Annotated in this window: 19 protein-coding genes and 3 tRNA genes; 8 read left to right on the top strand and 14 right to left on the bottom strand. The window is 59.6% G+C overall.

Annotated features, from left to right (window positions below; all coding sequences use genetic code 11):
• Positions 1–40: 40 nt before the first annotated feature.
• The 4 genes from B3H65_RS09910 to purH all read right to left on the bottom strand — a co-directional run bounded on the left by B3H65_RS09910 (position 41) and on the right by purH (position 4,342).
• On the bottom strand, positions 41–1,117 hold the full coding sequence (locus B3H65_RS09910; protein ID WP_286685101.1) for a sensor histidine kinase: 1,077 nt from the start codon (positions 1,115–1,117) through the stop codon (positions 41–43).
• 8 nt (positions 1,118–1,125) lie between these two features.
• On the bottom strand, positions 1,126–1,791 hold the full coding sequence (locus B3H65_RS09905) for a response regulator transcription factor (protein ID WP_009141243.1): 666 nt from the start codon (positions 1,789–1,791) through the stop codon (positions 1,126–1,128).
• Positions 1,792–1,875: 84 nt separating this feature from the next.
• Entirely contained in the window at positions 1,876–2,598 is a 723-nt protein-coding gene (locus B3H65_RS09900) for a hypothetical protein (RefSeq protein WP_286685100.1), read from the bottom strand.
• A 103-nt stretch (positions 2,599–2,701) separates the two neighbouring features.
• Entirely contained in the window at positions 2,702–4,342 is a 1,641-nt protein-coding gene (gene purH / locus B3H65_RS09895) for a bifunctional phosphoribosylaminoimidazolecarboxamide formyltransferase/IMP cyclohydrolase (RefSeq protein WP_286685099.1), read from the bottom strand.
• A 243-nt stretch (positions 4,343–4,585) separates the two neighbouring features.
• Between purH and B3H65_RS09890 the strand changes: the two genes are divergently transcribed.
• A complete protein-coding gene (locus B3H65_RS09890; RefSeq protein WP_286685098.1) occupies positions 4,586–5,221 on the top strand; it encodes a GNAT family N-acetyltransferase in 636 nt (211 codons plus the stop codon).
• A gap of 194 nt (positions 5,222–5,415) precedes the next feature.
• Here the strand turns inward: B3H65_RS09890 and B3H65_RS09885 are convergent, their stop codons facing one another.
• Positions 5,416–7,374 carry a DUF2207 domain-containing protein gene (locus tag B3H65_RS09885; protein WP_286685097.1) on the bottom strand — a complete coding sequence of 653 codons (1,959 nt, stop codon included), beginning with the start codon at positions 7,372–7,374 and terminating at the stop codon, positions 5,416–5,418.
• Positions 7,375–7,572: 198 nt separating this feature from the next.
• On the opposite strand from B3H65_RS09885, the gene B3H65_RS09880 reads away from it, so the two are divergent.
• Together B3H65_RS09880 and gluQRS are read left to right on the top strand one after the other, a co-directional pair.
• Entirely contained in the window at positions 7,573–8,091 is a 519-nt protein-coding gene (locus B3H65_RS09880) for a ferritin (protein WP_009141238.1), read from the top strand.
• Between the two features lie 119 nt (positions 8,092–8,210).
• Positions 8,211–9,194, top strand: a complete 984-nt coding sequence (gene gluQRS / locus B3H65_RS09875) for a tRNA glutamyl-Q(34) synthetase GluQRS (protein WP_286685096.1) — start codon at positions 8,211–8,213, stop codon at positions 9,192–9,194.
• 125 nt (positions 9,195–9,319) lie between these two features.
• On the opposite strand, the gene B3H65_RS09870 is transcribed toward gluQRS, so the two are convergent.
• Together B3H65_RS09870 and B3H65_RS09865 are read right to left on the bottom strand one after the other, a co-directional pair.
• A tRNA-Arg gene (locus B3H65_RS09870) sits at positions 9,320–9,396 on the bottom strand.
• A gap of 232 nt (positions 9,397–9,628) precedes the next feature.
• Positions 9,629–9,705, bottom strand: a tRNA-Arg gene (locus tag B3H65_RS09865).
• Positions 9,706–9,927: 222 nt separating this feature from the next.
• Between B3H65_RS09865 and B3H65_RS09860 the strand changes: the two genes are divergently transcribed.
• A complete protein-coding gene (locus B3H65_RS09860) occupies positions 9,928–11,898 on the top strand; it encodes a tetratricopeptide repeat protein (RefSeq protein WP_286685095.1) in 1,971 nt (656 codons plus the stop codon).
• Between the two features lie 104 nt (positions 11,899–12,002).
• Positions 12,003–12,093: transfer RNA gene (locus B3H65_RS09855), tRNA-Ser, on the top strand.
• Between the two features lie 66 nt (positions 12,094–12,159).
• Here B3H65_RS09855 and B3H65_RS09850 read toward each other — a convergent pair.
• From B3H65_RS09850 to B3H65_RS09840, 3 genes are all read right to left on the bottom strand, one after another.
• Complete coding sequence (locus tag B3H65_RS09850; RefSeq protein ID WP_286685094.1) at positions 12,160–12,642, bottom strand: universal stress protein; 483 nt, start codon at positions 12,640–12,642, stop codon at positions 12,160–12,162.
• A 155-nt stretch (positions 12,643–12,797) separates the two neighbouring features.
• Positions 12,798–13,955: an FAD-dependent monooxygenase gene (locus B3H65_RS09845; protein ID WP_286685093.1), complete on the bottom strand. Its 1,158-nt coding sequence runs from the start codon at positions 13,953–13,955 to the stop codon at positions 12,798–12,800.
• A gap of 54 nt (positions 13,956–14,009) precedes the next feature.
• Positions 14,010–14,264 carry a hypothetical protein gene (locus tag B3H65_RS09840; protein ID WP_286685092.1) on the bottom strand — a complete coding sequence of 85 codons (255 nt, stop codon included), beginning with the start codon at positions 14,262–14,264 and terminating at the stop codon, positions 14,010–14,012.
• 344 nt (positions 14,265–14,608) lie between these two features.
• On the opposite strand from B3H65_RS09840, the gene B3H65_RS09835 reads away from it, so the two are divergent.
• From B3H65_RS09835 to B3H65_RS09825, 3 genes are all read left to right on the top strand, one after another.
• The gene (locus B3H65_RS09835; protein ID WP_009141232.1) at positions 14,609–15,571 is read left to right on the top strand and encodes a DUF5692 family protein; all 963 of its coding nucleotides are present in this window, start codon (positions 14,609–14,611) and stop codon (positions 15,569–15,571) included.
• Positions 15,572–15,716: 145 nt separating this feature from the next.
• Entirely contained in the window at positions 15,717–16,370 is a 654-nt protein-coding gene (locus tag B3H65_RS09830) for a TetR/AcrR family transcriptional regulator (RefSeq protein WP_286685091.1), read from the top strand.
• Positions 16,371–16,373: 3 nt separating this feature from the next.
• Complete coding sequence (locus tag B3H65_RS09825; RefSeq protein WP_286685090.1) at positions 16,374–17,393, top strand: dipeptidase; 1,020 nt, start codon at positions 16,374–16,376, stop codon at positions 17,391–17,393.
• Here B3H65_RS09825 and B3H65_RS09820 read toward each other — a convergent pair.
• The 4 genes from B3H65_RS09820 to B3H65_RS09805 all read right to left on the bottom strand — a co-directional run bounded on the left by B3H65_RS09820 (position 17,383) and on the right by B3H65_RS09805 (position 21,835).
• Positions 17,383–18,438 (bottom strand): MupG family TIM beta-alpha barrel fold protein, encoded by a 1,056-nt coding sequence (locus tag B3H65_RS09820; protein ID WP_286685089.1) that lies wholly within the window; start codon positions 18,436–18,438, stop codon positions 17,383–17,385. The genes B3H65_RS09825 and B3H65_RS09820 overlap by 11 nt on opposite strands.
• Positions 18,439–18,530: 92 nt before the next feature.
• Positions 18,531–19,883 (bottom strand): PTS transporter subunit EIIC, encoded by a 1,353-nt coding sequence (locus tag B3H65_RS09815; RefSeq protein WP_286685088.1) that lies wholly within the window; start codon positions 19,881–19,883, stop codon positions 18,531–18,533.
• Between the two features lie 154 nt (positions 19,884–20,037).
• A complete protein-coding gene (murQ, locus tag B3H65_RS09810; RefSeq protein WP_286685087.1) occupies positions 20,038–20,931 on the bottom strand; it encodes an N-acetylmuramic acid 6-phosphate etherase in 894 nt (297 codons plus the stop codon).
• Positions 20,870–21,835: a MurR/RpiR family transcriptional regulator gene (locus B3H65_RS09805; RefSeq protein WP_286685086.1), complete on the bottom strand. Its 966-nt coding sequence runs from the start codon at positions 21,833–21,835 to the stop codon at positions 20,870–20,872. The genes murQ and B3H65_RS09805 overlap by 62 nt, the downstream gene beginning before the upstream one ends.
• Between the last annotated feature and the right edge of the window lie 171 nt (positions 21,836–22,006).

Below are 22,006 nucleotides of genomic sequence, written 5' to 3'. Positions count from 1 at the left end.
TGCCAGAGAGGGCGGCGCCCCTCCCCATTCAACGCGAGCGCTATTCAAAGTAATGGAAGCGATTGGTAGAGAACGACAAGATCACCGTAAAGCCCTCGCCCGCAACCGAATCGGCGTCAATCCCCACGCCCATTTTGTCGCACAGACGTTTGACCAGGTACAGCCCTATACCGGTCGAGCGCTTGCCAGAACGGCCCGCCGCGCCGGTGAAGCCCTTCTCGAACACCCTCGGCAAGTCCGCAGCGCTGACCCCGCAGCCGTTATCGCGAATAGAAAGCTCGACGCGCTCCGTTGCCAGCCCCTCGTCGCGCAAACATGCGCTGAACTCGATAGAGGCGCCCTCATCGCGGGCGTACTTAACCGAGTTCTGGATGATCTGCCCAAAGATGAAGAGCATCCACTTCTCATCGGTAAACACCTGGTAGTCGAGATTGCGGCGAAACGGCGCGACCCGGGCGGAGATGAGCATGCGCGAGTTGGCGCGCAAGGCGGCGGATGCCAGCTCCTTGAGGTTGTACTCGCGGATAAGGTAGTCGCGCTCGACCGCCTCGGAACGTGCGTAGAACAAGGCCTGCTCCACATAGCCCTCCATGCGGTCGAGCTCCTCGTCCAGCGCCCGGACACGCGAGAAGAGCACTTCTTCATCGATAGGGTCCTCGCCCACCGCGGAAAGCTCGTCCTCTATGTTCTCGATCATAAGGTGCGCCGCGGCGAGGGGCGATTTCGCCTCATGGACCCAAGTTTCAACATATTCGCGGTAATCGTTGGTCTGGCGGCGATACCCCGCCACCTCGTCGTTCGCCGCTTTGGAAACGGCGCAAAGGGCGTCATAGGCAAGCTGGCCCTCGATGAAATCCGGACGGTCGATGAGCTCGCTTGCCCACAGGGCATGGCCCTGCTGGTCCGCAAGGCTGTCGAGCTCGCAGGCAAATGCGCGCTTGCGAAGGTAGTCGACGACCAGCAGCGACACCGAAGAACCTATGAGCACGCAGGCGACCAGCGAAAGCAGGGGCGCGCCGGTGCCGGAAACCTCGAGCACCATGCACGTCAGCAAGCTCGCCACGCAGAGAATGGCCACCGTGGGCCAAGCGGAACGCAGGTATGACCCAAACGTCATAGCTCCCCCTAAACCGAATAGCCGCGGCCGCGATGCGTGGTGAGATAGCCCTTGACGCCGATCTTCTCGAGCGTACCGCGCAGACGGTTGATGTTGACGGTAAGCGTGTTATCGTCCACAAACGCATCTGAATCCCATAGATCGCGCATGAGGGCCTCGCGCGACACGATGGTGCCCGCCTTGGAGACCAGCAGCGTTAAGATGCGCATCTCATTTTTGGTGAGCTCCACCTGGCGGCCGTTGGCGTATGCCAGCGAACGCGCCGGATCGATCTCGACACCGTTATGGCGCAGCAGCTGCGTCTCGGACGAACCCGCGACGCGACGCAGCAGCGCCTCGATGCGCGCCACCAGCACGCGAGCGCTATAGGGCTTGGGCACAAAGTCGTCCGCGCCCATGTTCATGCTCATGACCTCGTCTATCTCCGTCACGCGCGAAGTGAGGACCATGATGGGAACGCTTGAAACCGCGCGCAGCTCGCGGCAGATGAACTGGCCGTCCGTGCCGGGCAGGGTGAGATCGAGCAGCACCAGGTCCGGCGAAGCGGCGAGCACCTCGTCGACCACGGTATCGAACCGCTCGCACCAGCGCGTCTCATACCCGTTGCGCTCAAGCACCTGCAAAAGCTCGCCACGGATGGAAGCATCGTCCTCAACCACGTAGATAAGCGCCACAACGCCCTCCTCTCCCCGCCGCCCAAGAAAGCGGCCGTTATCGACAACATCAACCCGAGGCACGCACCCGCCGGCGCGGCGCCCTTAGGAGAACAGCTTTGCCACGCCATCGCGCAGGAAGCGGACAAGATTCGCATCATCAGACTGATCTTCATCCACCTCGCGCGCGGGGACCACTCCATGCTCATCGGAGACCAAGAATATAGGGGTGGACGAGGAATGGACGTCTTTCAAGAACGCGTCGCCGGAACCTACATGATCAACCGCGATACCGCGTGTGGCGGCCAGCTGCTCCACCAGCGACAAGCTGCCGCACACATGCTCGCCCGCGGCGACCAGCAGGCGCCCGTCGCGCATGCAGCAGAGCACCTCGGGCGCGACGCCCGCCTCCGCCTCTTCCAGGCGGGCTGCCTCTGCGCGAGCGGCAAGAGCGGCGGACGCAGTATCAACCAGGGGCTCATAGGCCCCCACCGTCATGGCGGCGTTGCCGTTGACATCGATCACCAACATGAGCACGCCGTTGTGCTCCACGTAGGAACCCTCGGTCAGCGACCATTCCACATGCTGCTTGGCCCACGAGAGCATGTTATGGGTAAGCGGCTCGCCCATGACAACGCGTTGAGACAGGGCGCGGATGTGCCTGTTGAGCAGCGGGACGCGCTTCTTCGACATGCGCCAACGGCATACCAGGGCGGGCGCGTCCAGATTGAACGGCTGGTTGCCGCGCTCTTGGTTGGCACAGAACTCCTCATACGCGCGCTGCTCATCCGGGTTATCGAACAGCTCCGTCAACGCCTGATCGCTCACGGCTCTCCTTTCAAAAAAGGGCCCCCGAAATCTCGGGAGCCCGTATTGTCCTTATGGATCGTCAGGTTAACCCGCATGGGTTATACCCGCTACCCGCATGCTTTTAGTGGCGGAAGTGACGGGTGCCGGTAAAGACCATGGCGATACCGTGGTCATCGCACGCCTGGATGGACTCGTCGTCGCGCACCGATCCGCCGGGCTGGATGATGGCGGTCACGCCATGCGCGGCAAGCACGTCGACGTTGTCGCGGAACGGGAAGAACGCATCGCTGGCGCAGGCAAAGCCGCCCGCCGCGACGCCCATGCGCTCACAGGCCTCCTCGGCGCGCTGGCAGGCCAGCAGTGCGGAGTCAACGCGGTTGGGCTGGCCGGGACCCATGCCAATGCCGGCGCGATCCTTAGCGATGAGGATGGCGTTGCTCTTGACGGTCTTGCAAACCTTCCAGGCAAAGATGAGGTCTTCCATCTCTGCATCCGTGGGCTTGCGGGTAGTGGGGAACGTGAAAGTCGAAGGATCCTCGTCCACCGTATCCACGCACTGAACCAGCATGCCGCCATCGACGGTACGGGCTTCAAGCTGGGCGTGCCCGTCAGCGCCGCCGGTGGCAAGCACGCGCAGGTTGGTGCGCTTGGACAGGCGCTCGAGCGCCTCGGGGCTGAAGGACGGGGCGATGAGAACCTCGACAAACTGCTTGTTGACGTCTGCGAAATGCTCCACCAGGCTCAGGGGCACCTCGCGGTTGACGGCGATGATGCCGCCAAAGGCGCTCTTAGGATCGCAAGCGAAGGCGCGGTCATACGCCTCGGTCACGTCCTCGCCCGTTGCGGAGCCACAGGGATTCTGATGCTTCAGGATGATGACCGCGGGCTCCTCGAACTCGCGAACGGCGTTCCAGGCGGCGTCGGCATCCAGGAAGTTGTTGTAGGACAGCGGCTTGCCCTGGATCTGCTCGGCACCAACCAGAGGGCTTGCGGACGAGGCGAAATTGCCAAAGCTATCGGCGAAGCGATAGACCGCGGCGGTCTGATGCGGATTCTCGCCATAGCGCAGGTCCTGGGCCTTCTCAAGGTGCAAGTCAAAGGCCGCCGGAGGCACAAACGCGGGGGCGGTGGTGCCGGCAGCGCCCGCGTCCTCGTTCGCCAGGTAGGTATTGAGCCAGGTAGAGATAGCCGTATCGTAAGAAGCGGTGCGGGTGTAGACCTTGGCAGCCAAATGGCGACGGGTGCCAAGCGTGGTGCAACCGGCATGCACGGACATTTCGTCCAAAATACGAGCATAGTCATCAGGGTCGCAGACCACGGTGACGGAATCGTTGTTCTTGGCAGCGGAACGCAGCATGGAGGGACCGCCGATATCGATGTGCTCGATGGCGTCCACAAAGGTGACGTCCGGGGAGGCGACGGTCTTCTCGAACTCGTAGAGGTTGACGCAGACCAGGTCGATCATCTGGATACCGTGCTCAGCGGCCTCCGCCATGTGCTGCTCGGAGTCGCGACGGCACAGCAAGCCGCCATGCACCTTGGGGTGCAACGTCTTAACGCGCCCGTCCATCATCTCGGGGAAGCCCGTGAACTCCTCGATGGGGATCACCGGAACGCCGGCCTCTTCCAGCACGCGCGCGGTACCGCCCGTCGAGATGATCTCAACACCGTAGTCGCTTACCAGCGACTGAGCGAACTCGACGACACCCGTCTTGTCGGTCACCGAGATCAGCGCGCGCGAGATCTTCTTGTCTGTGCCCATGCAGCACTCCTCCTTCGTGGATGCGAGCGTCCCGCCATGCAAGGGGGACGGCCTCTCTCTTCGTCCTACTAATGTAGCGCAACCCGCCGCCCGCGTTGTGCATGGCACGGGGTGATTTTGAAGAAAATGCCAAGACAACGTGACGGTTCCGCGAAGAATTCGCGGGGGGCCTGTGGTGACATAGGGAGACCATATTTGAATCCCTCCCGCGTGGTAGAAACCTTAGTGAAGAAGGAGGCACGAATGGTTTCACGCGTCATCTATAGGCCGTTTGAGAAGGACGATTTTAGCGCCCTTGCCTCAATCCTGAAGGACACCTGGCATACCTACGTGCCCAACCAGGAATACAACGCCCTGGAAGCCGCGTGCGACCTGGTCCATTCCCTTGAGATTTCCAGCTTTTCGCAGGTTGTATTAGTGGACGATGTTCCCTGCGGCATCGTGCTGGCACGCGCCGAAGGCGACCGACTCCCCCATGCCAAAGAATGTCATGCCGCTATGGACGCGTTCTTGGAGCGCATGCACAAGCTGGAGCCCAAGGCTACGGACGAGTACCTCTCCTTCTTGGAAGCAGAGCAGCGCGTCAACAGCCGCCTACTTGAGCAAAGCGGCCTTGCCCGCGCAAGCCAGATCACCCTGCTTGCCGTGAGCGGCACCGCCCGCGGGCTTGGAATTGGCAGCGTCCTGCTAGATGCGGCGACCTCCTATGTCACCTCTCGCGGTGCGAAGGGCCTGTACCTTTACACCGACACCGATTGCTCGTGGAAGTTTTACGAGCACCGCGGCCTTAAGCGCGCCGCAATGTACCGGGCAAATCGTGAAGAGCGCCATGTGCTCCCCCGCGAGATGTACCTGTACGGAATGGATCTCTCCGCCTAAGATCGCTAACCGGCGCCTTGAGGGCAGCTTGGCGCCTAGTCTCGCACGCGATCGATACGGCGAGGACAAGCATACGCGGAACGCATCCGCACAAGAAAGGGCTCCCTTATCAGGAGCCCTTCTTTTTTCATGAAACCGCAGCCGTCCGTCACCTCGCTCCGCATCGCAAGCCTGAACACGAAGCCGGCAGCGCCCTAAAACGTTCCGCCGCCGCCTCCGCCAACGCCTCCTCCGCCGCCACCGGAGAAACCTCCGCCAAAGCCGCCCGACGAGCTATTTGCGCTCGCCGCCAGCGCCGCGGCGGAGATGGCTCCGTAGGTAGAGGACAGGTCGCGCGTGGGCGAGCCAAGGCTACCGTGGGGATAGCACCACCAGTACACGGGATAGTAGAAGCCGCCCGGCTCGTCTTGGCGCATATCCCGCGGGACCGCGTCCGCAAGGTCGCGAAGCACCTTATCGGATACGCCCAGGGCAACCGCCATGACCAGCAGCTTGTTCCACAGGATAAGGTCTTGTGGCACCGCCTCGCCCAGACGGGTGAAATCTTCCAGCCAGCGCTTGAGCGCCAGGCACCGGGCGCGCAGCTCCACGTCCTCGCGGGTGTAGCGCCGAGCCGTGGCGGCCACCGCCGCGGCGGCAATAGCCATGGCGCACGTAGCGAGCAGCGCCAGGACGCTCGTCTCGAGCTCGATGGTTGCGAATAGAGACGCCACGCCGATCACGACCGCAAGGACAACGACCGTCAACCCAAACGCATGCGAGCTGTCACGCAAGAGGCCGCGCATCTCGATAGCCGCGCCAACGGAAGCCTTGAAGCCATCCAAACGCTCGCCATAGGCGTCGGAATCCTCGTCCGCGTTCGCGCGAACCCCATCGAAACGCACCTCTTCGCCATTCTGGGCGCCCGGGCCAAAGTACAAATCGAGTGCATCGCGGTCGATGGGGTCGGTTGCACGGGCGCGGTCGACAAGGCGGATACTGTAGGAATCCTCGTCCTTGGAACCAAACAGCCCGCGCTTCTGCCGCGTTTGGCACACCAACTCGATCACGCGCTCGTCCGTAAGCTTCATAAGGGTCGCCACAAATGCAGCGTCGCCCACATCGCCGTCGCGCATGAAAGCAGAAATCACCGCAGGATGATCATCACTGGGAACATCGCGATAATACGTATCCTGAAACATCGGCTTGGGGCTCTTGAACACGGTGAGGCGCAAGCCCACGGCGGCAACAAGCAAAACCGCGGCCGAGCCCACGCTCAGCACCGTCGCCGCCGCAACCATGCGGCGAGCCTCCTCGCGACGCGCGTTGGCCTCTTCCGCCCACGCGGCTTCCTCGTCCAAGATGGTCTCAAGACGCGCGGACGAGGACGCCTGCAGATCAGGCACCCAAGACACGGGAAACACCAGACGTGCCTCGGCGTACTCACCCGAATCGACGCGCGGCACGGTAAAGCGGGCGACCGGGTCACCCGTATCGCCCACCTGAACCGTTGCGTCCAAGGGCCCGTGACCCCACGCGCGCACGCCAAGATCAGAAAGCTCGTCAGAAGACCAGTCCTTGCTCTCTACGCTGCCATCGCTCCCGTAGATGTCATGGGCCTCGCCCGAGAAACCAAGGGTGAGCGTCACGTCATGGGAAGGCTCGGTCCAGCCGTCACCCACAAACTTCCAATACAACTCCGCGGTATCGGACCACGCCATGACGGCGCCGTTGATGATGTAGGACACCATGAAGCTTCCCTGCTCGCCGGATTCATGGGGCGAGAAGACCTTGATGGTAACCCGGTCCCCATCGTTCTCCACAGTGTAGATACCCGTGTCGCCATTGCTTGCCGAGTCCACAAGCTGGTAGTTCACCTGCTGATCGTTCTCAGTCGCCCTAACGCTGACCTGCTCAAGAGAGGCTGGATGGCCCTGCTGGTTCTCGCCTAACGGGATGGTCCAAAACACGCCGTTCACATCATCGTCGAAGTCGAACGTACGCGACTCCGAGACAAGCATGCGCCCGTCTTCCAGTACGGTGGCGAAGATGTTGACAGAATGCATGTCGAAGCCGTCTGCCCGCGCGACAACGGGGGCTGAGAACAGACAGGACAACGCGAGCGCAGCGGTCGCGGCGACGACGGCGAGCGCGTTGGAGATACGGATGCGCATGGACGCCCCTTCCACTCCGCGGGTAATTTGGCACCAATTGTACCCACACCCTCGCCATAATGCGTTCACGCTCCGCGCGAATTGCACCCGCGGAAGATAACCGACCGTCCGCACGGAGCGCTATACTTACATGCAGCGCGCGAGGGGGCGCGCCACCTATTTTGCACAGGTACACCAAGCAGAAAGAGGGAATGCACTATGGCCATCAATTCCGCCGTCGCCCAGGCCCTGGAGGAGCAGATCAACGCCGAGCTCTACTCGTCCTATCTGTACCTCACGTTTGCCGATTACTATGAGGACCGCGGTCTTAAGGGTTTTGCCAACTGGTACATGATCCAGGTTAAGGAGGAGGCCGACCACGCGCTGGCCATCCGCCGCTACCTGCTGGACAACGACTACAAGCCCACCATGGAGGCTATTGCCAAGCCCGATAAGGTGTTTGAGAACGACCTTGAGCCGCTTGAGGCGGGCCTTGCCCATGAGGAGTACGTCACCAGCCTCATTCACCACTGCTACGAGGTCGCCCATGAGGTGCACGACATCCGTGCCATGCAGATGCTCGATTGGTTTGTTAAGGAGCAGGGCGAGGAGGAAGCAAACGCGCGCGACATGGTCACCAACATGAAGCTCTTTGGCTCCGACCCCAAGGGCCTGTTTGACCTTGACCGCGAGTACCAGGCACGCGTCTACACCGCCCAGACCGCTTTGCCCATGTAGACCAGCCCATATAGACCAGCCGCGGATTTTATGCAGCTTTTGCCCGCAGCCCTTTCAAAGCGCATCCTCCCGGGTGCGCTTTTTTCATACTCGTCCGGCGCCGCGCTATACTCTTGCCCATGAACAGTAACGCCCAACATACCAACGCAGGTACGGCACAAGCCGCCGCCCACCCGGTGGTGGGGCGCTTTGCCCCCTCTCCATCTGGCAGGATGCACCTTGGAAACGTGTATTCCGCGCTGGTTGCCTGGCTATCCGTACGCAGCCAAAACGGACGCATGGTGCTGCGTATTGAAGATTTGGACGAGCGCTGCCGCAGGGGCAAATTCGATGAACAGCTTATCGCCGATCTGAGGTGGCTTGGTCTTGATTGGGACGAGGGTCCCTACTATCAAAGCGACCGGCTGGACCTATACCGCGACGCCGTTCGCGCCCTTGCAAGCCAGAACTTGGTATACCCATGCTTCTGCACGCGCGCAGAGCTGCACGCCGCCAGCGCCCCCCATGCCAGCGACGGCACCCCTCTGTACCCCGGCACCTGCCGCAACCTAGATGCAGACGAGGTCGCCAGGCGGCGCGCGCTCAAGGCCCCGGCCCTCCGCCTGAAGGTGCCCGATGAGGCGGACCCCGCAGGAATCATCACATTTAACGATCGCACGTATGGAACGGTGTCCGAATGCCTCGCCACCGACTGCGGCGACTTCTTAATCCAGCGAAGCGACGGAGTGTTCGCCTACCAACTTGTTGTCACCGTCGACGACGAGCATATGGGCGTAACCGAGGTCGTGCGGGGGCGCGACCTTCTGGGGTCGTCCGCGCGCCAGATATACCTTCAGAACCTTTTGGGCTACAACCATCCCAGCTATGCGCACGTTCCCCTGCTCGCAGCTCCCGATGGCCGCCGTCTCTCCAAACGTGATAGAGACTGCGACATGGGAGAACTTATGGCGCGCTTCGGTACGCCCGAGAAGCTCCTTGGCCACCTGTCCCATATCGCCGGCATCGCGCCCGATTCCTCGCCCAGATCCGTCGACCAGCTTGTCGATTTATTCAGCTGGCGCGCCATCAGCATCCATAGCGCCGACATTGTTATTGGCAAATAGCCCTGTAGGCGGCCCCTATAAGCAATGCGGCCCGCATTCAGCCGCCACCATGCCCCAGCACCTATTTCAATGTTAAACATGAATGCATATGAAAAAAGCCTCCCGAAGGAGGCTCGAAGATCAACTGGTGCGGCGTACAGGATTCGAACCTGTGACGTTCTGATTCGTAGTCAGACCCTCTATCCAGCTGAGGTAACGCCGCAACGCAAGGAATATAATCACATGATGTCAGCTTTAAGTCAAGAACTTTTTTCGCTTTGGCCATATTTCTTACAGACGCCGCGCGGTCATCCGCGCGCTGCCCGAACGACCAGAGGCATTCTCAACCAAAGATCGCCCGTCCAGGTCGTCCTCAAGAGAGGACGCGCTCCGCGTAAGAACATGCCCTAAATGAAAAAAGGAGAGCCATCTCTGACTCTCCTTCAACAATCAACTGGTGCGGCGTACAGGATTCGAACCTGTGACGTTCTGATTCGTAGTCAGACCCTCTATCCAGCTGAGGTAACGCCGCAACGCAAGGAATATAATGTCACTCCCCCTAGATAACGTCAAGCATAAATATCAACTTTTTTGAACTTCCCTTGCTCGAGATACAGTTTCGCGAGGTCATTGTCCATATTTACACAATTACGAATCGCCCATGAAAACCCAAGCGGCCACAATCATTGTTCCCAACGTAGGAAAATGGGAACATACAGAGCCGAATAGCGCGATCTTTGAGGAGTGATTTAACGTGTCGAATCATACCGACCAAAATGAAGGCAATCCCATCCTCAGCGACCTTGGTGCCACCGAGTTCTTTCTTTCGCTTGCTTCCATGCAACTAGTCGACGCCCTTACGGTATCAATGCGCTCCATCTCCGAGAAAGAGGACCCCAGCGGCTTTGAACTGTATGCAAAGCGGCTTATAAGCCATATCGACCTCGAAAAGCTTCGCGAGATCTCGACCGTGGGCTCGGTCTCCCTCGCCCGTATAGAACTCATGGATGCGTTCTATATCAACTATGATCGTGAAGCCGTCTCGCCCCATGACGCCAGGCTGCTTTATGCGCTTGAATCCATCCTGAATCGCCTATCGAAGATTGCCGACACCATCACGGGCGAAGACCTCCCCCCACGTACCGACGGCGTCGAGCGAATCTGCGCCAACCTTGATATCGAGCAATTCCGCATCATCACCGGCTACGTTGATCGCCTCATGGAGAAATCCATCGAACCCAACCCCTGGGCATCGCCCGGCACCATTGCCTGCACGCCCGGCGGAGAGTGGGATATCCGTAGCCGCTTCGCGTCCCTTGTCGAGCATCTCTCGCTGGTCACCCGTCTTGACTACACATACCGCGTCGATGCGAAAAACGGCGTGATGGCCGTCAATTTCCTCGCCCCTCAGCCCGAAGACCTCCCCGCTGAAGAAGCGTTTAGCGGCACGCCCAAATCAACGGTGGTATGGAAGGAGATTTTGGACACGGACCGCGAGGCCCTCGCCCTTGAACACGGCTTTCGCATGGCGCTCGTCCTTGCCGGAGCCTGCTTCGCATCCAGCCTGGGCATCCATACGTGCTACGTTCAAATGGACAACCAGGCAAAACCCAACCATTCCAGGTTTATGAAATACGAGCGAGAAGACTATCTCGCCCGCCTTGTCCCCCTTGCGCGCACGCTCGCAGGGACGTCCTTGCGCGATGGCCGGTGCACCACCGAACTCGCTCCGCTGTGCATCGATCAGCCCATGCCCCAATTGGGTTCCACCGTTCGCGACGCCCAACCAAAGGATGACCTGCGCGACCTCCCCGAATGCCTGCGCCGTCTGCTCATGGCGGACAAGGCTTCCGAACTCGAAGTAATGGAGGATGAGGATAGCCCGTACAACATCCGCATCAAGGAACTGAGAGAGCATTTCGAAAGCGATCCCTCCGAGTCCGCGGAAGGCCTTATCAAACTCACCGAGGAAATATCCGCCGCATGTGTGGTCGCGGAGCTTCAGTCAAGCGGAGCCGTGCAGACCCAATTTTGCGAGAATCACTTGGGTAGGCTTTTGCTCCCCCTTTTCGAAGATGACCCAACAACCCGCATCTTGCGAGCGCCCGATGCGTTGTTCTTCGCTGAGAGCGACCTGGCGACCATGTATCTCAAGTCCGGCAACTACACTCGGGCCTTAGACGAGCTGCATAGGCTTCTCGACGTTTCCGTCACATCGACCCAAGCGCACCTCCTTCTTATCAGCGCGCTCAGTCGCCTTGAGAGATTCGATGAGATAACCGAGGTCGTCAAACACGGCCTGCGATGCGCTTATGACCGCGAGACCATAAGCTACTATTTCTACCGCGTCGCGTTCGCCTACTGGCAACTCGGCCGCATCGATGTAGCGCTCGCATGCTATAGCCTGGTCCCGCGCGGCGAACAGGTCAGCGAGGTTGCAGATGAAGAGCTTCGTGCCCTTTGTCAAAAAGAAGGGCTTTCCGGTAGGCTCGACTTTTCGCAGGCCGTCGAAGTTGCCCGCGCAGAAGGGATTCCCGTTCCTCCAACCGAGGAATTCTCAAACCGCATCGCCGACCTCGCCGTGCTTCTTGTCGACAACGGCTTCTTCTTCCTCGCCATTCGCTGCGTCTATTGCATGTGGAGAACGATGGGACGCGACGAACTTGGAGCCATCAACCGCTCTTTGCAGCCCGGCATCGCGCACCTTGAATACGGAACGTACTAGCAAAAACCGATGCAACAGGATTGAATTGGGCTGAAGTTTTGAAGACTTGCTGAGCATGTCTTGTGCAAAGTACCGCTAATAGGTTATTATTCACTAGCTGTTACGGAGAGCTGACCGAGAGGCCGAAGGTGCTCGCCTGCTAAGCGAGTATTCCCCAAAAGGGAATCTGGGGTTCGAATCCCCAGCTCTCCGCCAGTATGATTTGATTAAGGGTCCCAATCGGGACCCTTTTTCTTTATCGATGCTTTTAGATACGCGCCCTCACTTTACCGTTAAAACCGGAATGTCCGCCGAGCGCAGAACGCCGTAGCTCACGCTTCCGAGCATGCCTCGCAAAGCCCCCAGCCCGCGACGACCCATCACGATGAGGTCGCAGCGATGATCCATCGCATAGTTGGTAATCCCCTCGACGGGAGAACCTGCAAGCCTGGTCTCAATGACCAGCTTCGCGTGTATGCCCTGCATATCCTTCCCCAAAAGCCCGGCCACATCATCATGAAGTTCACGATCGGACCGCTCGGCGATATGCGACAAGAGGGCCTCGTAATTCTCATAACTCACCGGGGACGTATCGAAGGCAACCGCCGCTGAAAGCGCGGAAGGGGGCATGATGTCATTTGAGACAACCGTGACCACCCGAATCGTCGCTTCGGGATCATCGCCAACCAAGTCAATCGCCAGATGCAGAGCAGCCGCGGCATGTTCCGACTCATCGTAGGGAACCAACACGTTCCTGAACAACATAAGGGCTCCTATCCTCGCCAGCTACAGACGCGGCCATCCAGCCGGCCGCTGTTGCTAACGTACCCTTTGCTTGTTGGGCGAATACCAAAATGCCCTCACCGTGCATATATTTCCGCCCAGCGGCATCCACGCAATCCGCCAGATTACGTAATCGGCTACAAGCGCTCCGTCATCTTGCTCACAAGAGGCGTTGGCACCAGACAAGCAAGGTTCTTGCAGGCATAGTTGTTCATAATGGGAAACATCCCCATGCGAAACGCCAGATTCTTCTTCATGGGCTTCAAGGCCCTTTCATAGCATTCAAGCGCCGATGAAGCCACCAGGGAATCGTCTTCGAATGCAGCCGCCACGGCCTTCCCCGCCATAATGCCCGAATTTAGCGCAAAGGATATCCCCTCGCCGGACGTGCACGACAAAAAGCCGCCGCCCTCTCCGGCTAGAAGAACCCTCCCCTTTCCCGCGACCAGGTCTGCGGGACGGCGAAGGTGCGCGGCGATCCACGTCTCGCGCTTCACCGACTCGCCAAACGGGTAGATGTCGCGCAGCCTATCAAGCACATCCTCATGTTTGCGCTCAACGTCTCTCGATCCAGGGTAGAAAATCGAGCCAATAATCGCCACATCGCCCTTCGGCATGATGTAGCCGATACCGTAGTCGCGATCAAATTCCTTTGAGTAGATGCAATCGAAATACGGCTCGATAGCCCCGCGCTCGATGCTCACGTACTCCTGCACCGTGATGTAGCGGTCAAAGGGACGCAGCCCAAGCCTCTCCCTTACCGTGGCGCGCGGTCCATCCGCCGCGATGAGATACGAGCAGTCCACACTCGCTTCCGCGCGAGATCCGTCTGCGCGGAGGCCCTTCAAAAGCACCCTCGCCTTCACAGGGCTTTGCCAAAGGTCCGCCAAGCGCACCCCACAGGCAACGTGCACGTTGGCGGGCAGGAAACTGAGAAGCCACTCGTCGAACATTCCTCTGTCAACATTCAGAAAGCGTACCTGCGTAGGTTTTTTTACCTCGCGATCAATGTGGTAGTAGCGAAAATCAATCCACTTGGGGTCGAGAATCATCTCCTCGGGAACCGTCCCGTAGGGTTCAAGCGCTCGCCTGGAGTAGAGGTTCAGCATGCCTCCGCAGCTTTTCTCGCGCGGAAGGGAGGACGCCTCCACAAGCAAGACGCTTCGCGCGGTGCGGGCGCTTTCGACGGCGGCCATGATCCCCGCAGGACCCGCCCCAACCACCACAACGTCATACGATGCAGCAATTCCGTCCATCTCAACCGCACGGTACCGATTCGTCCATCTGCGAGCCATGAAAGCGCCTCCACTCATACCAACTTGTCCGCGTGACAGTATACCGTTGGACCCCTATCGCACGATATCGCCTTCAATCACCTCATAGGGAACATCTAGGCTGCGCATGAGCGCCCGGATCCTCATGCCGCAGTCATACCCCATGTACTCGATGCGCAGAAGCTCGGGCAGCTGCTCGGGAATATCCAGGTGGAAGTACCGCATCAGCGCGTCGACCGCGTCAGCGCCAGCATACGTCTCCACCCTATGCGGACTTTCTTCAAAGCACCACTCGGTCAGGGGACCGGCGCTCTCTTGCATGATGTCCATGCATCCGTCCGCTGTAATAGCGCACTCGACCCTCAAGTCCTCCTCGTCCTGCTCACTTTGAAAAAGAACCGCCGCCCTGCTCCGCACATCCTTACAACCTTCGATCAATTCAAACCCGCAATCGCCCATCTCCACTCCCTTCTCTTCCGCTTTCACTATGCTGTTATAGTAACATAAAATCAGAACGTATGTTCGTATCTTTTTACATCCAGTGCTTTTTGAGCAAGCGCTCCCTTTCCGCAAGTCGTCCATTTCACAGGCGGATTAAATATGTAAAGGATGTGGAGAAGCGGCTCAGTATACTGGGCTCGTTTATGTTCCACACCCCTACCAGAGGAGGATTTATGGGGCTGCTCTACACGGCAGGCGATATGTCCTATTGGGCCATTTGGCTCTTCATCCTGTTTGCCCTCATGGCGTTCAATGAGCTCGGTCGCTCCAAACCCTGGGCCGGCATCACCCTGTTTGGCATCGTTCCGCTGGTGCTGACCATCTTTGTATGGCCCACCACCGCCGCCCCCGGCAACGAATACGGCACCGGCACCTGGTTCAACTGGGTCAAGACCTACTCCGCGCTCGCGGGCTGCCTGGGCTTCATGGCACTGCGCTTTGTCAGCTGGACCGGTAAGGACGGCCAGACCCATCACCTCTATGAAAAGAAGTGGGCCTTGTGCTTTCCGCCGCTCATCCTCGCCATCAACATCGCCGAGGCGGTGCTACGCGATTTCCAGGTCTTCAGCTTTGGCCTGTGGGAAGGCGGCACCGTCGAGAACCTGTGGACCATCTCCGGCCCCTGGAACATCATGAACGGCATCGCGGGCATCCTCAACATCATCACCATCTGCGGCTGGCTTGGCATCTTTGTCTCTCGCGACAAAACCCGTGACATGATCTGGCCCGATATGATCTGGCCTTGGATCATCGCCTACGACCTATGGAACTTCGCCTACACCTACAACTGCATCTCCGATCATTCCGCTTACTGCGGCCTGGCCCTTCTGCTCTCTTGCACCATCCCCACGTTCTTCATCAAGCGCGGCGCCTGGCTGCAGCACCGTGCCCAAACCCTTGGCCTGTGGATCATGTTCATCATGACGGTACCGCAGTTCGCCGACCGCATCGCCCCCATCCCAACCACGCACAACCCCACCGCGTTCTTCATCGTCAGCGCCGTCGCCCTGGCATTCAACGCGGGCGTCGCGGTCTACCAGCTCCTCCAAATCAAGCGCAGGAGCCTTAACCCCCTGCACGATGAAATCTACACCCATACTCGCCCCTACAAGGCCGTGGTGGACGAGAACCGCTAGCGTATACCCCTTGCTTGTTCAACTTGCTCGTCCAGCGACAAGTGCAAAAGACGTGAGCCGCATCGGCTGAAAGCGTCCTTATAATATGGGCACCCCGTTTGAATGCGGGGTGCCCATTGTTGTTTTCTCGTCCCGAAAGAGAGCCATGCATACGCCCGAGAACATGAAGACCCATCGGGTCGATGGCCACACCAGCAGGCTTTCCCTCGAAAGCCGCCGGCTCACCGGACAGGCAGGGCAGATCGCCCAGGCCGCTCGCGCGCTCTACGAAAAAAAGGGCGTGGCAAAAACCACCGTCAAAGACATCGCCGCCGAAGCCGGCGTGACGCGCGAGCTGGTCTACTACTACTTCCATGGCAAAAAGGAGATCACTCGCGCCGTGCTCGATGACTACATCGAGGATCTGGTCGAAAGCGCCATGGTATGGAATGAGAACCGGGAATTCGGCAAGACCCGCCAGTCCCTGCGTACCTGCGTGCAGGCGTTTCGCCGTTCGCTCTACGACGCCGCCGGCAACGAGCGCCCCATGATTCGCGTTATAGAAGAGCTTGGCGTTCGCGACGCCTTTGACGTGCGCGCGGTCAGAGAGACCGTCAACGCCCTGGACGCGTGCGTTGCGAGTGAATACGCGCAGTTCCACAAGGTTGAAATCGAGATGGTCTACGAGATGTTCTGCGTGGTCATCTTTGGCATGGTCGGCTTGGTCAAGCTCAATCCGGCTATCACGGACGAGGAACTCATGAAGGTGGTCGAGCAAACGCTCCACCTTGATATGGAAGACACCGAACCGCCCCGCTAGGAGATGAGCCCCATTATGTACACCGTATTCGACCTGCACTGCGACACCGCAGACCGCCTTGCCTGGCAGAGCTTGCCCAGCGATCTCAAAACCGCCAGCGGTATGGACTTCTACGGCCCGGGTGACGAGAATGCACCCGAGCTTTGTCGCGACTTGAAGCGCAACCACTGCCACATTTCGTTGGAAGGCATCGGCGACACGCCCTGGGCTCAGTGCTTCGCCTGCTTCATTCCGGACGAACTCTCCGCCTCGCAGTCGCTGGCGTTCTTTGAGCATGTGGAGTCGTATCTGGATAACCAAGTCGCCATCAACAGCGACCGCATCGGCATCGCGGCGGGCGGACGAGACATCGCCACCATCCTAGAATCCAAACGCGTCGCCGCCGTGCGGACCATCGAGAACGCCCGCTTCTTCGCGCTCGACCCCGCATACGTGGACGAGGCGTCGCGGCGCGGCGTCCTCATGGCGTCGCTCAGCTGGAACGCCGCCGGCCCCCTTGCCAGCGGTCATGACACGGCAGACGGCGTTACCGCGGTAGGGTTCGCCGCGTTGCGACGCATGGAGGCGGCAGGCATCGCAATCGATGTCTCGCACCTAAATGATCGCTGCTTCGGTGAAGTCGCGGCCGCCACGGACGCTCCGCTGGTCGCAAGCCACTCAAACAGCCGCACCGTCTGCAGTGCGCCGCGAAACCTTACGGACGCCCAGTTCGATTGCATTCGCGAGCGCGGCGGCCTTGTTGGTCTTAACTTCTACAACGGCTTTCTACGCGAAGAAGGCGAAGCGGACTTCGACGACATCTCCCGCCACATCGACCGCTGGCTGGAGCGCGGCGGCGAGGACGTTCTCGCGCTGGGTAGCGACTTCGACGGCTGCGACACGCCCCGCTGTATAGCGACCGCAGCGGACATGACGGCTTTCCAGAACCTGCTACAGGCGCGCTTTGGCGAAACCATCACCGCCAAGCTCTGCAGCCTCAACGCCCTTCGCTTCTTCTCGCGCCAAATCCCCGCTACCCTATAAAACGCAGACCAAACCCGTTGCGCACAACAGCTAAGTAATCGAGATCGCGGGGGTCGACCTCACCAACAACGTTCATTCGCCCATCGCCCGGCAAATCGACGCGAGCGATCTCGAGCTCCCCCTCATAGCGAAGATAGCGCTCGTTGGATATCGCGATGGATCCAGCGGGGCGAGGCGATGAAGCCGTCTCATCCACAGGCACCGTGGTCGGTCGCAAAGACGTCCGCGATTCCTGCGACCGGAAGATGAAGCCGCTTGAATCCGGTCTATCGTGATGGATCTGACCCAAAAGGAACGAGTACTCGGGCCTCACATTGCAACGGACGTCAACATAGCCGGCGCAAATCTGTCCAAGCCGACTCCAAGACCCCTCCGTCAAATCGGGGTCGCCCACCAAAACTATGTCGGTTCCCGCCATGTGCGCCAGCTCGAGCATGTTAAAGGCAAGCCTATCAGCCCTCTCGCGGTGGTCCTCCACCGTCGGCAGCCCCTCGTAAAGAGGCCCCCTGAGGCGACCGTCGCCCGGAACAAACGCTATCGTCTCGAAACCCTGAGCGGCAAGAAGCCCGTTCGTCTCTCGGACCGCTTGGATATCCAGCCCGGTATATCGCTTTGGATAGTAGTTATGGCAGGCGCTGAAGCGCGACAGGTCGGCGCCCGCGGCGCGCCACGCCGCTATCTCATCCCTCGTGATAGTCGATGCGTTGAAGACGATACGGAAGCGCCTAGAGAGCTCCACCGTCTGTTCGATTGTGAAACCGTAATCAAGCCTCAGGTGCGTGAAACCCAGATCTCCCAATTCTTCAATGCGCGCGCAACCCAGCTTCTCGCACGTATCCGGACCGACGTCCGCGATCAAGCCTATACTGGCATCGCGAAGGCGACGCAAGAGCCTCCTCGCGTCCCCGGCGTAATTCACTCCGCGCTCCTCGGGAATATGCAGAGACGTGAACGCATGCGTTGCCCCGGCTTCCTCCGCTCGCTCGATGATGCGCTCGTTCTCTTCCGCACCGCTTCCAAAATACAAAGAGATGCCCGCCTTCATGGACCTCTCCATCCTTCCCCTCGTACCCAAAGGGGCGGCCCGAGCCCTAAAACCCGAACCGCCCACATCGAACGACCGCAGACGGAAAACGCCTACTGACCGTAGAACTCGTTGATTCGCTCCTCGTCCACACCGAAGAACCATGTGAGAACGAAGCCGCCTGCATATGCCGCGAGCATCGCAAGCACATAGAAGAGCTGCTGCCCCGGCACGACAATCAGAAGTCCGAACAAACCGGATACGCCCTGGGACACCGTGCCAACATGGAACAGGGCCGCCAGGATACCGCCGAAGCCCGCACCAAGGCATGCGGTAACGAACGGCCGCATCAAAGGCAGGGTCACGGCGTACATAAGGGGCTCGCCAACGCCGAGGATGCCGACGGGGATAGACTCCGCGATGAACTTCTTAAGCTTCTTATTGCGAGTCTTAAGATACAGAGCCAAGCCAGCGCCCACCTGGCCGCCGCCCGCCATCATCAGGATGGGAAGAAGGTAGTTGACTCCCTGCGTAGCGCCATTGGGGTCGTTCAGAAGGGCGTGGATTGGCGTAAGGGCTTGATGCAAACCGACAGAAACCAGGGGCAGGAAGCCGGCGGACAGGATGTAGCCACCAACAAGACCCATCTTCTCATACACTAAGTTCAGCACGGTGAAGATGCCCGTGGTCAGCCACGCGCCGACGGGCTGGATGATCAGCATCATGGCAAAGGCGCCAATGATAAGGACGAGCAGCGGCGTGATGAAGGTATCGAGCACGCTGGGCATAATCTTGCGGATATTCTTCTCGAGATACGCGAAGAAGGCTCCGGCTATGAGCGCCGCGATCATTCCGCCCGCAGCGGGATTATATGCGGCGTTGGTCAACGGGAGCAGAATCGCCTGCGCCGGGTCCGCCGCGCCCGAGGCGAGAAGCGGCATGGCGCTGTTTGCGATGCACATCATGCCTGCGATACCGCCCAGGGACGCGGAGCCCCCGAACTCCCTGGCGGCGTTATAACCAACCAGGATGGGCAGGTACGCGAACAGCGCCCAGCCCATGGAGCGAATGCCCTGATACCACCAGACATCGGCAAAGGCGTTCCCGCTCGAGACGTTGATGACGTTGCAGATGCCGTTAATAAGACCGGCGGCGATGATGCCGGGCAGCAAGGCGACGAAGACGTTTGCGATCTTCTTCATGAAACGCTGAACCGGCTTATCGCTATATTTAGCTTTCTGATTTGCCTTATTCTCCGCAGCCGCCGCCAGCAAATCATCGTCGACAGCCCCCTTAGCGATGCCAGTGAGCTTAGAGAATTCCTCGAGCACCTTGTTGACCTTGCCGGGACCCAGTACAACCTGTATGGTCTGGTCCTCAACCAAGCCCATAACCCCGTCGGTGGCCTTGATTCCCGCCACGTCCACCTTCGATACATCCTTGACGCCCACGCGGAGCCTTGTCATGCAGGCGGCATTTGATAGCACGTTCTCCGTGCCCCCCCAGCAGCTCCAGCAACCGTTGGGCGAGTTCCTTATCAGTCATCTTCGAACCTCCTCGATCAAATTGAACAGTCATCATGTCCCGACCCGCTTTGGAGCCGGCTTCCGCAACGCCCCTCTACGAGATGGCGTCCCGAACGTGTCCTCGAGACTCCTCGAGGCGAGCGCGAGCGGTATCGACATCGCAATCCAGCAAGATTGAGACGATAGCGGTCTTTACGTGCCCTCCCGCTCGATCGAGCGCCTCCATCGCCTGCTCCACCGTGCAACCGCACGCCTCGGCCACGATGTTGCGGGAACGGGCGACCAGCTTCTCGTTTGTCGCTTGCACATCGACCATGAGATTTTGGTAGGCCTTCCCGATGCGGACCATGCTCCCGGTGGAAATCATGTTCAAAACGAGCTTCTGGGCGGTTCCCGCCTTGAGGCGCGTGGAGCCGGTCAAAACCTCCGGCCCCGGCACGGGCTCGATCGCCAAGTCCGCCTCGCGCCCTATCGCCGAATCGGCGTTACACGCAATAGCGATCGTCTTGCACCTCACGGACCGCGCGTATCTGAGCCCCCCTATAACGTATGGGGTGCGCCCGCTTGCAGCAAGGCCGATCACGATATCGTCCTTGGACACGTCGAGCGCCGAAAGATCGCCCTCGCCGAGTTCCATGCTGTCCTCAGCCCCCTCGACCGCTTTGACAAACGCCCCCTCGCCGCCGGCGATCAGCCCTACCACGCGAGAGGGATCGACGCCAAAGGTGGGCGGGCACTCGACGGCGTCGAGCACCCCCAGCCTTCCGCTGGTCCCGGCACCCATATAGATGATTCGCGCGCCGGACTCCAGAGCGTCCGTCGCCCAGTCGATCGCCTCTGCAATCTTGGGCAGCTCCAAACGAACCGCCTCGATTACGCGACCGTCCTCCTCGTTCATAGCCGTAGCTATCTCCAAAGAGGTCATGCTATCGAGTGCCCAGGTGCGCTCGTTGCGAGCCTCGGTCGACAGCTTCGTCAGATCTATCACGCTTTCCCTTCCCTTCTCCTAGATCCATTCGTTTTTCCAAGCCCCTAAACCTGGGGCTCCTTGCTGATGATGTTGTGCTTGATGATTGCCGAGCATCGCTCGAAGTCCCCTCGGTGACGCATGCGGCGTACAGCATGTCTATCACGACGAGCTGGGACATCCGCGACGCCATGGCGCCGCTTCTAAGCAACGGCTCGCTCGCTGAAACGTTCAGAACGTAATCAGCCTGCCGAGCCAGCGGCGAATCGAGCTGGGCCCTTGTCATCGCGATGACGCAGGCACCTGTCTCGCGCGCGGCGCGAGCGCACTCCACCGTCTCCCTGGTCATGCCCGAATAGCTGATGGCAACCGCCAAATCGCGCTCGCTCATATTCTTCGCGCTCAACAGCTGGTTATGCCAATCGCCGTACGCATGGCATTGCTTGTTGATGCGCATGAGCTTCGCTTCGAAGTCACGGCAGACAAGCTGGGACTGCCCTATCCCAAACAGGTTGATAGTCCTGGCAGAAAGCACGCGCGCCGCACAGACCTCGAGAACATCCAAGGAAACAAGTCTGGCCGTCGCCTCCAGCGAGCTGATGTCGCTTCGCATCACCTTCCTCACAACCTGCTCGAGCCCGTCTTCTTTCGCGATGTCCTCGAGCACCACCTCGTCTCGCGCATCGCTAGCGGCCAGCTCGTACAGCAGCTCTCGCTGAAACTCCCTATAGCCCTTGAAACCGAGTTTCTTGCATAAGCGGATGATGGTCGATGACGAGGTGAACGACGCTTCCGCGAGATCGCGGACATTCATCGATGTGACGGCGCCCATGTTGTCCCACACGAAAGAGATGATGTTCTTCTCCGCAGCGCTGGCACGGGACCGATAGTCCTTTATCCGTATGAACAGGCCTTTAGCGCTCATCATCCGTCCCTTCATCCTGCCGACATTAGACACTTTTGATTCAACTCTGTCATTAAGCCAGCAATTATATGAAACACTGTTTCATCTTGTGACAGCAATTGCCTGGCAAGGAGCCGTTCGCGGAGCGCCATCGACCGCTCGGGAGCAGGGATGAAACGGGCGAGAGGCATG

This window comes from Collinsella sp. UBA1693 (assembly GCF_002320115.1).
Lineage (GTDB): Bacteria > Actinomycetota > Coriobacteriia > Coriobacteriales > Coriobacteriaceae > Collinsella > Collinsella tanakaei.
Note: the sequence above shows the minus strand (reverse complement) of the source record. Positions and strands in the feature narration are given on the sequence as shown.

What these genes read in the sequence shown, in the direction of transcription:
- B3H65_RS09910 (WP_286685101.1), bottom strand. Translation starts at nt 1,117, where the DNA reads ATGACGTTTGGGTCATACCTGCGTTCCGCTTGGCCCACGGTGGCCATT.
- purH (WP_286685099.1), bottom strand. Translation starts at nt 4,342, where the DNA reads ATGGGCACAGACAAGAAGATCTCGCGCGCGCTGATCTCGGTGACCGAC.
- B3H65_RS09890 (WP_286685098.1), top strand. Translation starts at nt 4,586, where the DNA reads ATGGTTTCACGCGTCATCTATAGGCCGTTTGAGAAGGACGATTTTAGC.
- B3H65_RS09885 (WP_286685097.1), bottom strand. Translation starts at nt 7,374, where the DNA reads ATGCGCATCCGTATCTCCAACGCGCTCGCCGTCGTCGCCGCGACCGCT.
- B3H65_RS09880 (WP_009141238.1), top strand. Translation starts at nt 7,573, where the DNA reads ATGGCCATCAATTCCGCCGTCGCCCAGGCCCTGGAGGAGCAGATCAAC.
- gluQRS (WP_286685096.1), top strand. Translation starts at nt 8,211, where the DNA reads ATGAACAGTAACGCCCAACATACCAACGCAGGTACGGCACAAGCCGCC.
- B3H65_RS09850 (WP_286685094.1), bottom strand. Translation starts at nt 12,642, where the DNA reads ATGTTGTTCAGGAACGTGTTGGTTCCCTACGATGAGTCGGAACATGCC.
- B3H65_RS09845 (WP_286685093.1), bottom strand. Translation starts at nt 13,955, where the DNA reads ATGGCTCGCAGATGGACGAATCGGTACCGTGCGGTTGAGATGGACGGA.
- B3H65_RS09840 (WP_286685092.1), bottom strand. Translation starts at nt 14,264, where the DNA reads ATGGACATCATGCAAGAGAGCGCCGGTCCCCTGACCGAGTGGTGCTTT.
- B3H65_RS09835 (WP_009141232.1), top strand. Translation starts at nt 14,609, where the DNA reads ATGGGGCTGCTCTACACGGCAGGCGATATGTCCTATTGGGCCATTTGG.
- B3H65_RS09830 (WP_286685091.1), top strand. Translation starts at nt 15,717, where the DNA reads ATGCATACGCCCGAGAACATGAAGACCCATCGGGTCGATGGCCACACC.
- B3H65_RS09825 (WP_286685090.1), top strand. Translation starts at nt 16,374, where the DNA reads ATGAGCCCCATTATGTACACCGTATTCGACCTGCACTGCGACACCGCA.
- B3H65_RS09820 (WP_286685089.1), bottom strand. Translation starts at nt 18,438, where the DNA reads ATGAAGGCGGGCATCTCTTTGTATTTTGGAAGCGGTGCGGAAGAGAAC.
- B3H65_RS09815 (WP_286685088.1), bottom strand. Translation starts at nt 19,883, where the DNA reads ATGACAAGGCTCCGCGTGGGCGTCAAGGATGTATCGAAGGTGGACGTG.
- B3H65_RS09805 (WP_286685086.1), bottom strand. Translation starts at nt 21,835, where the DNA reads ATGAGCGCTAAAGGCCTGTTCATACGGATAAAGGACTATCGGTCCCGT.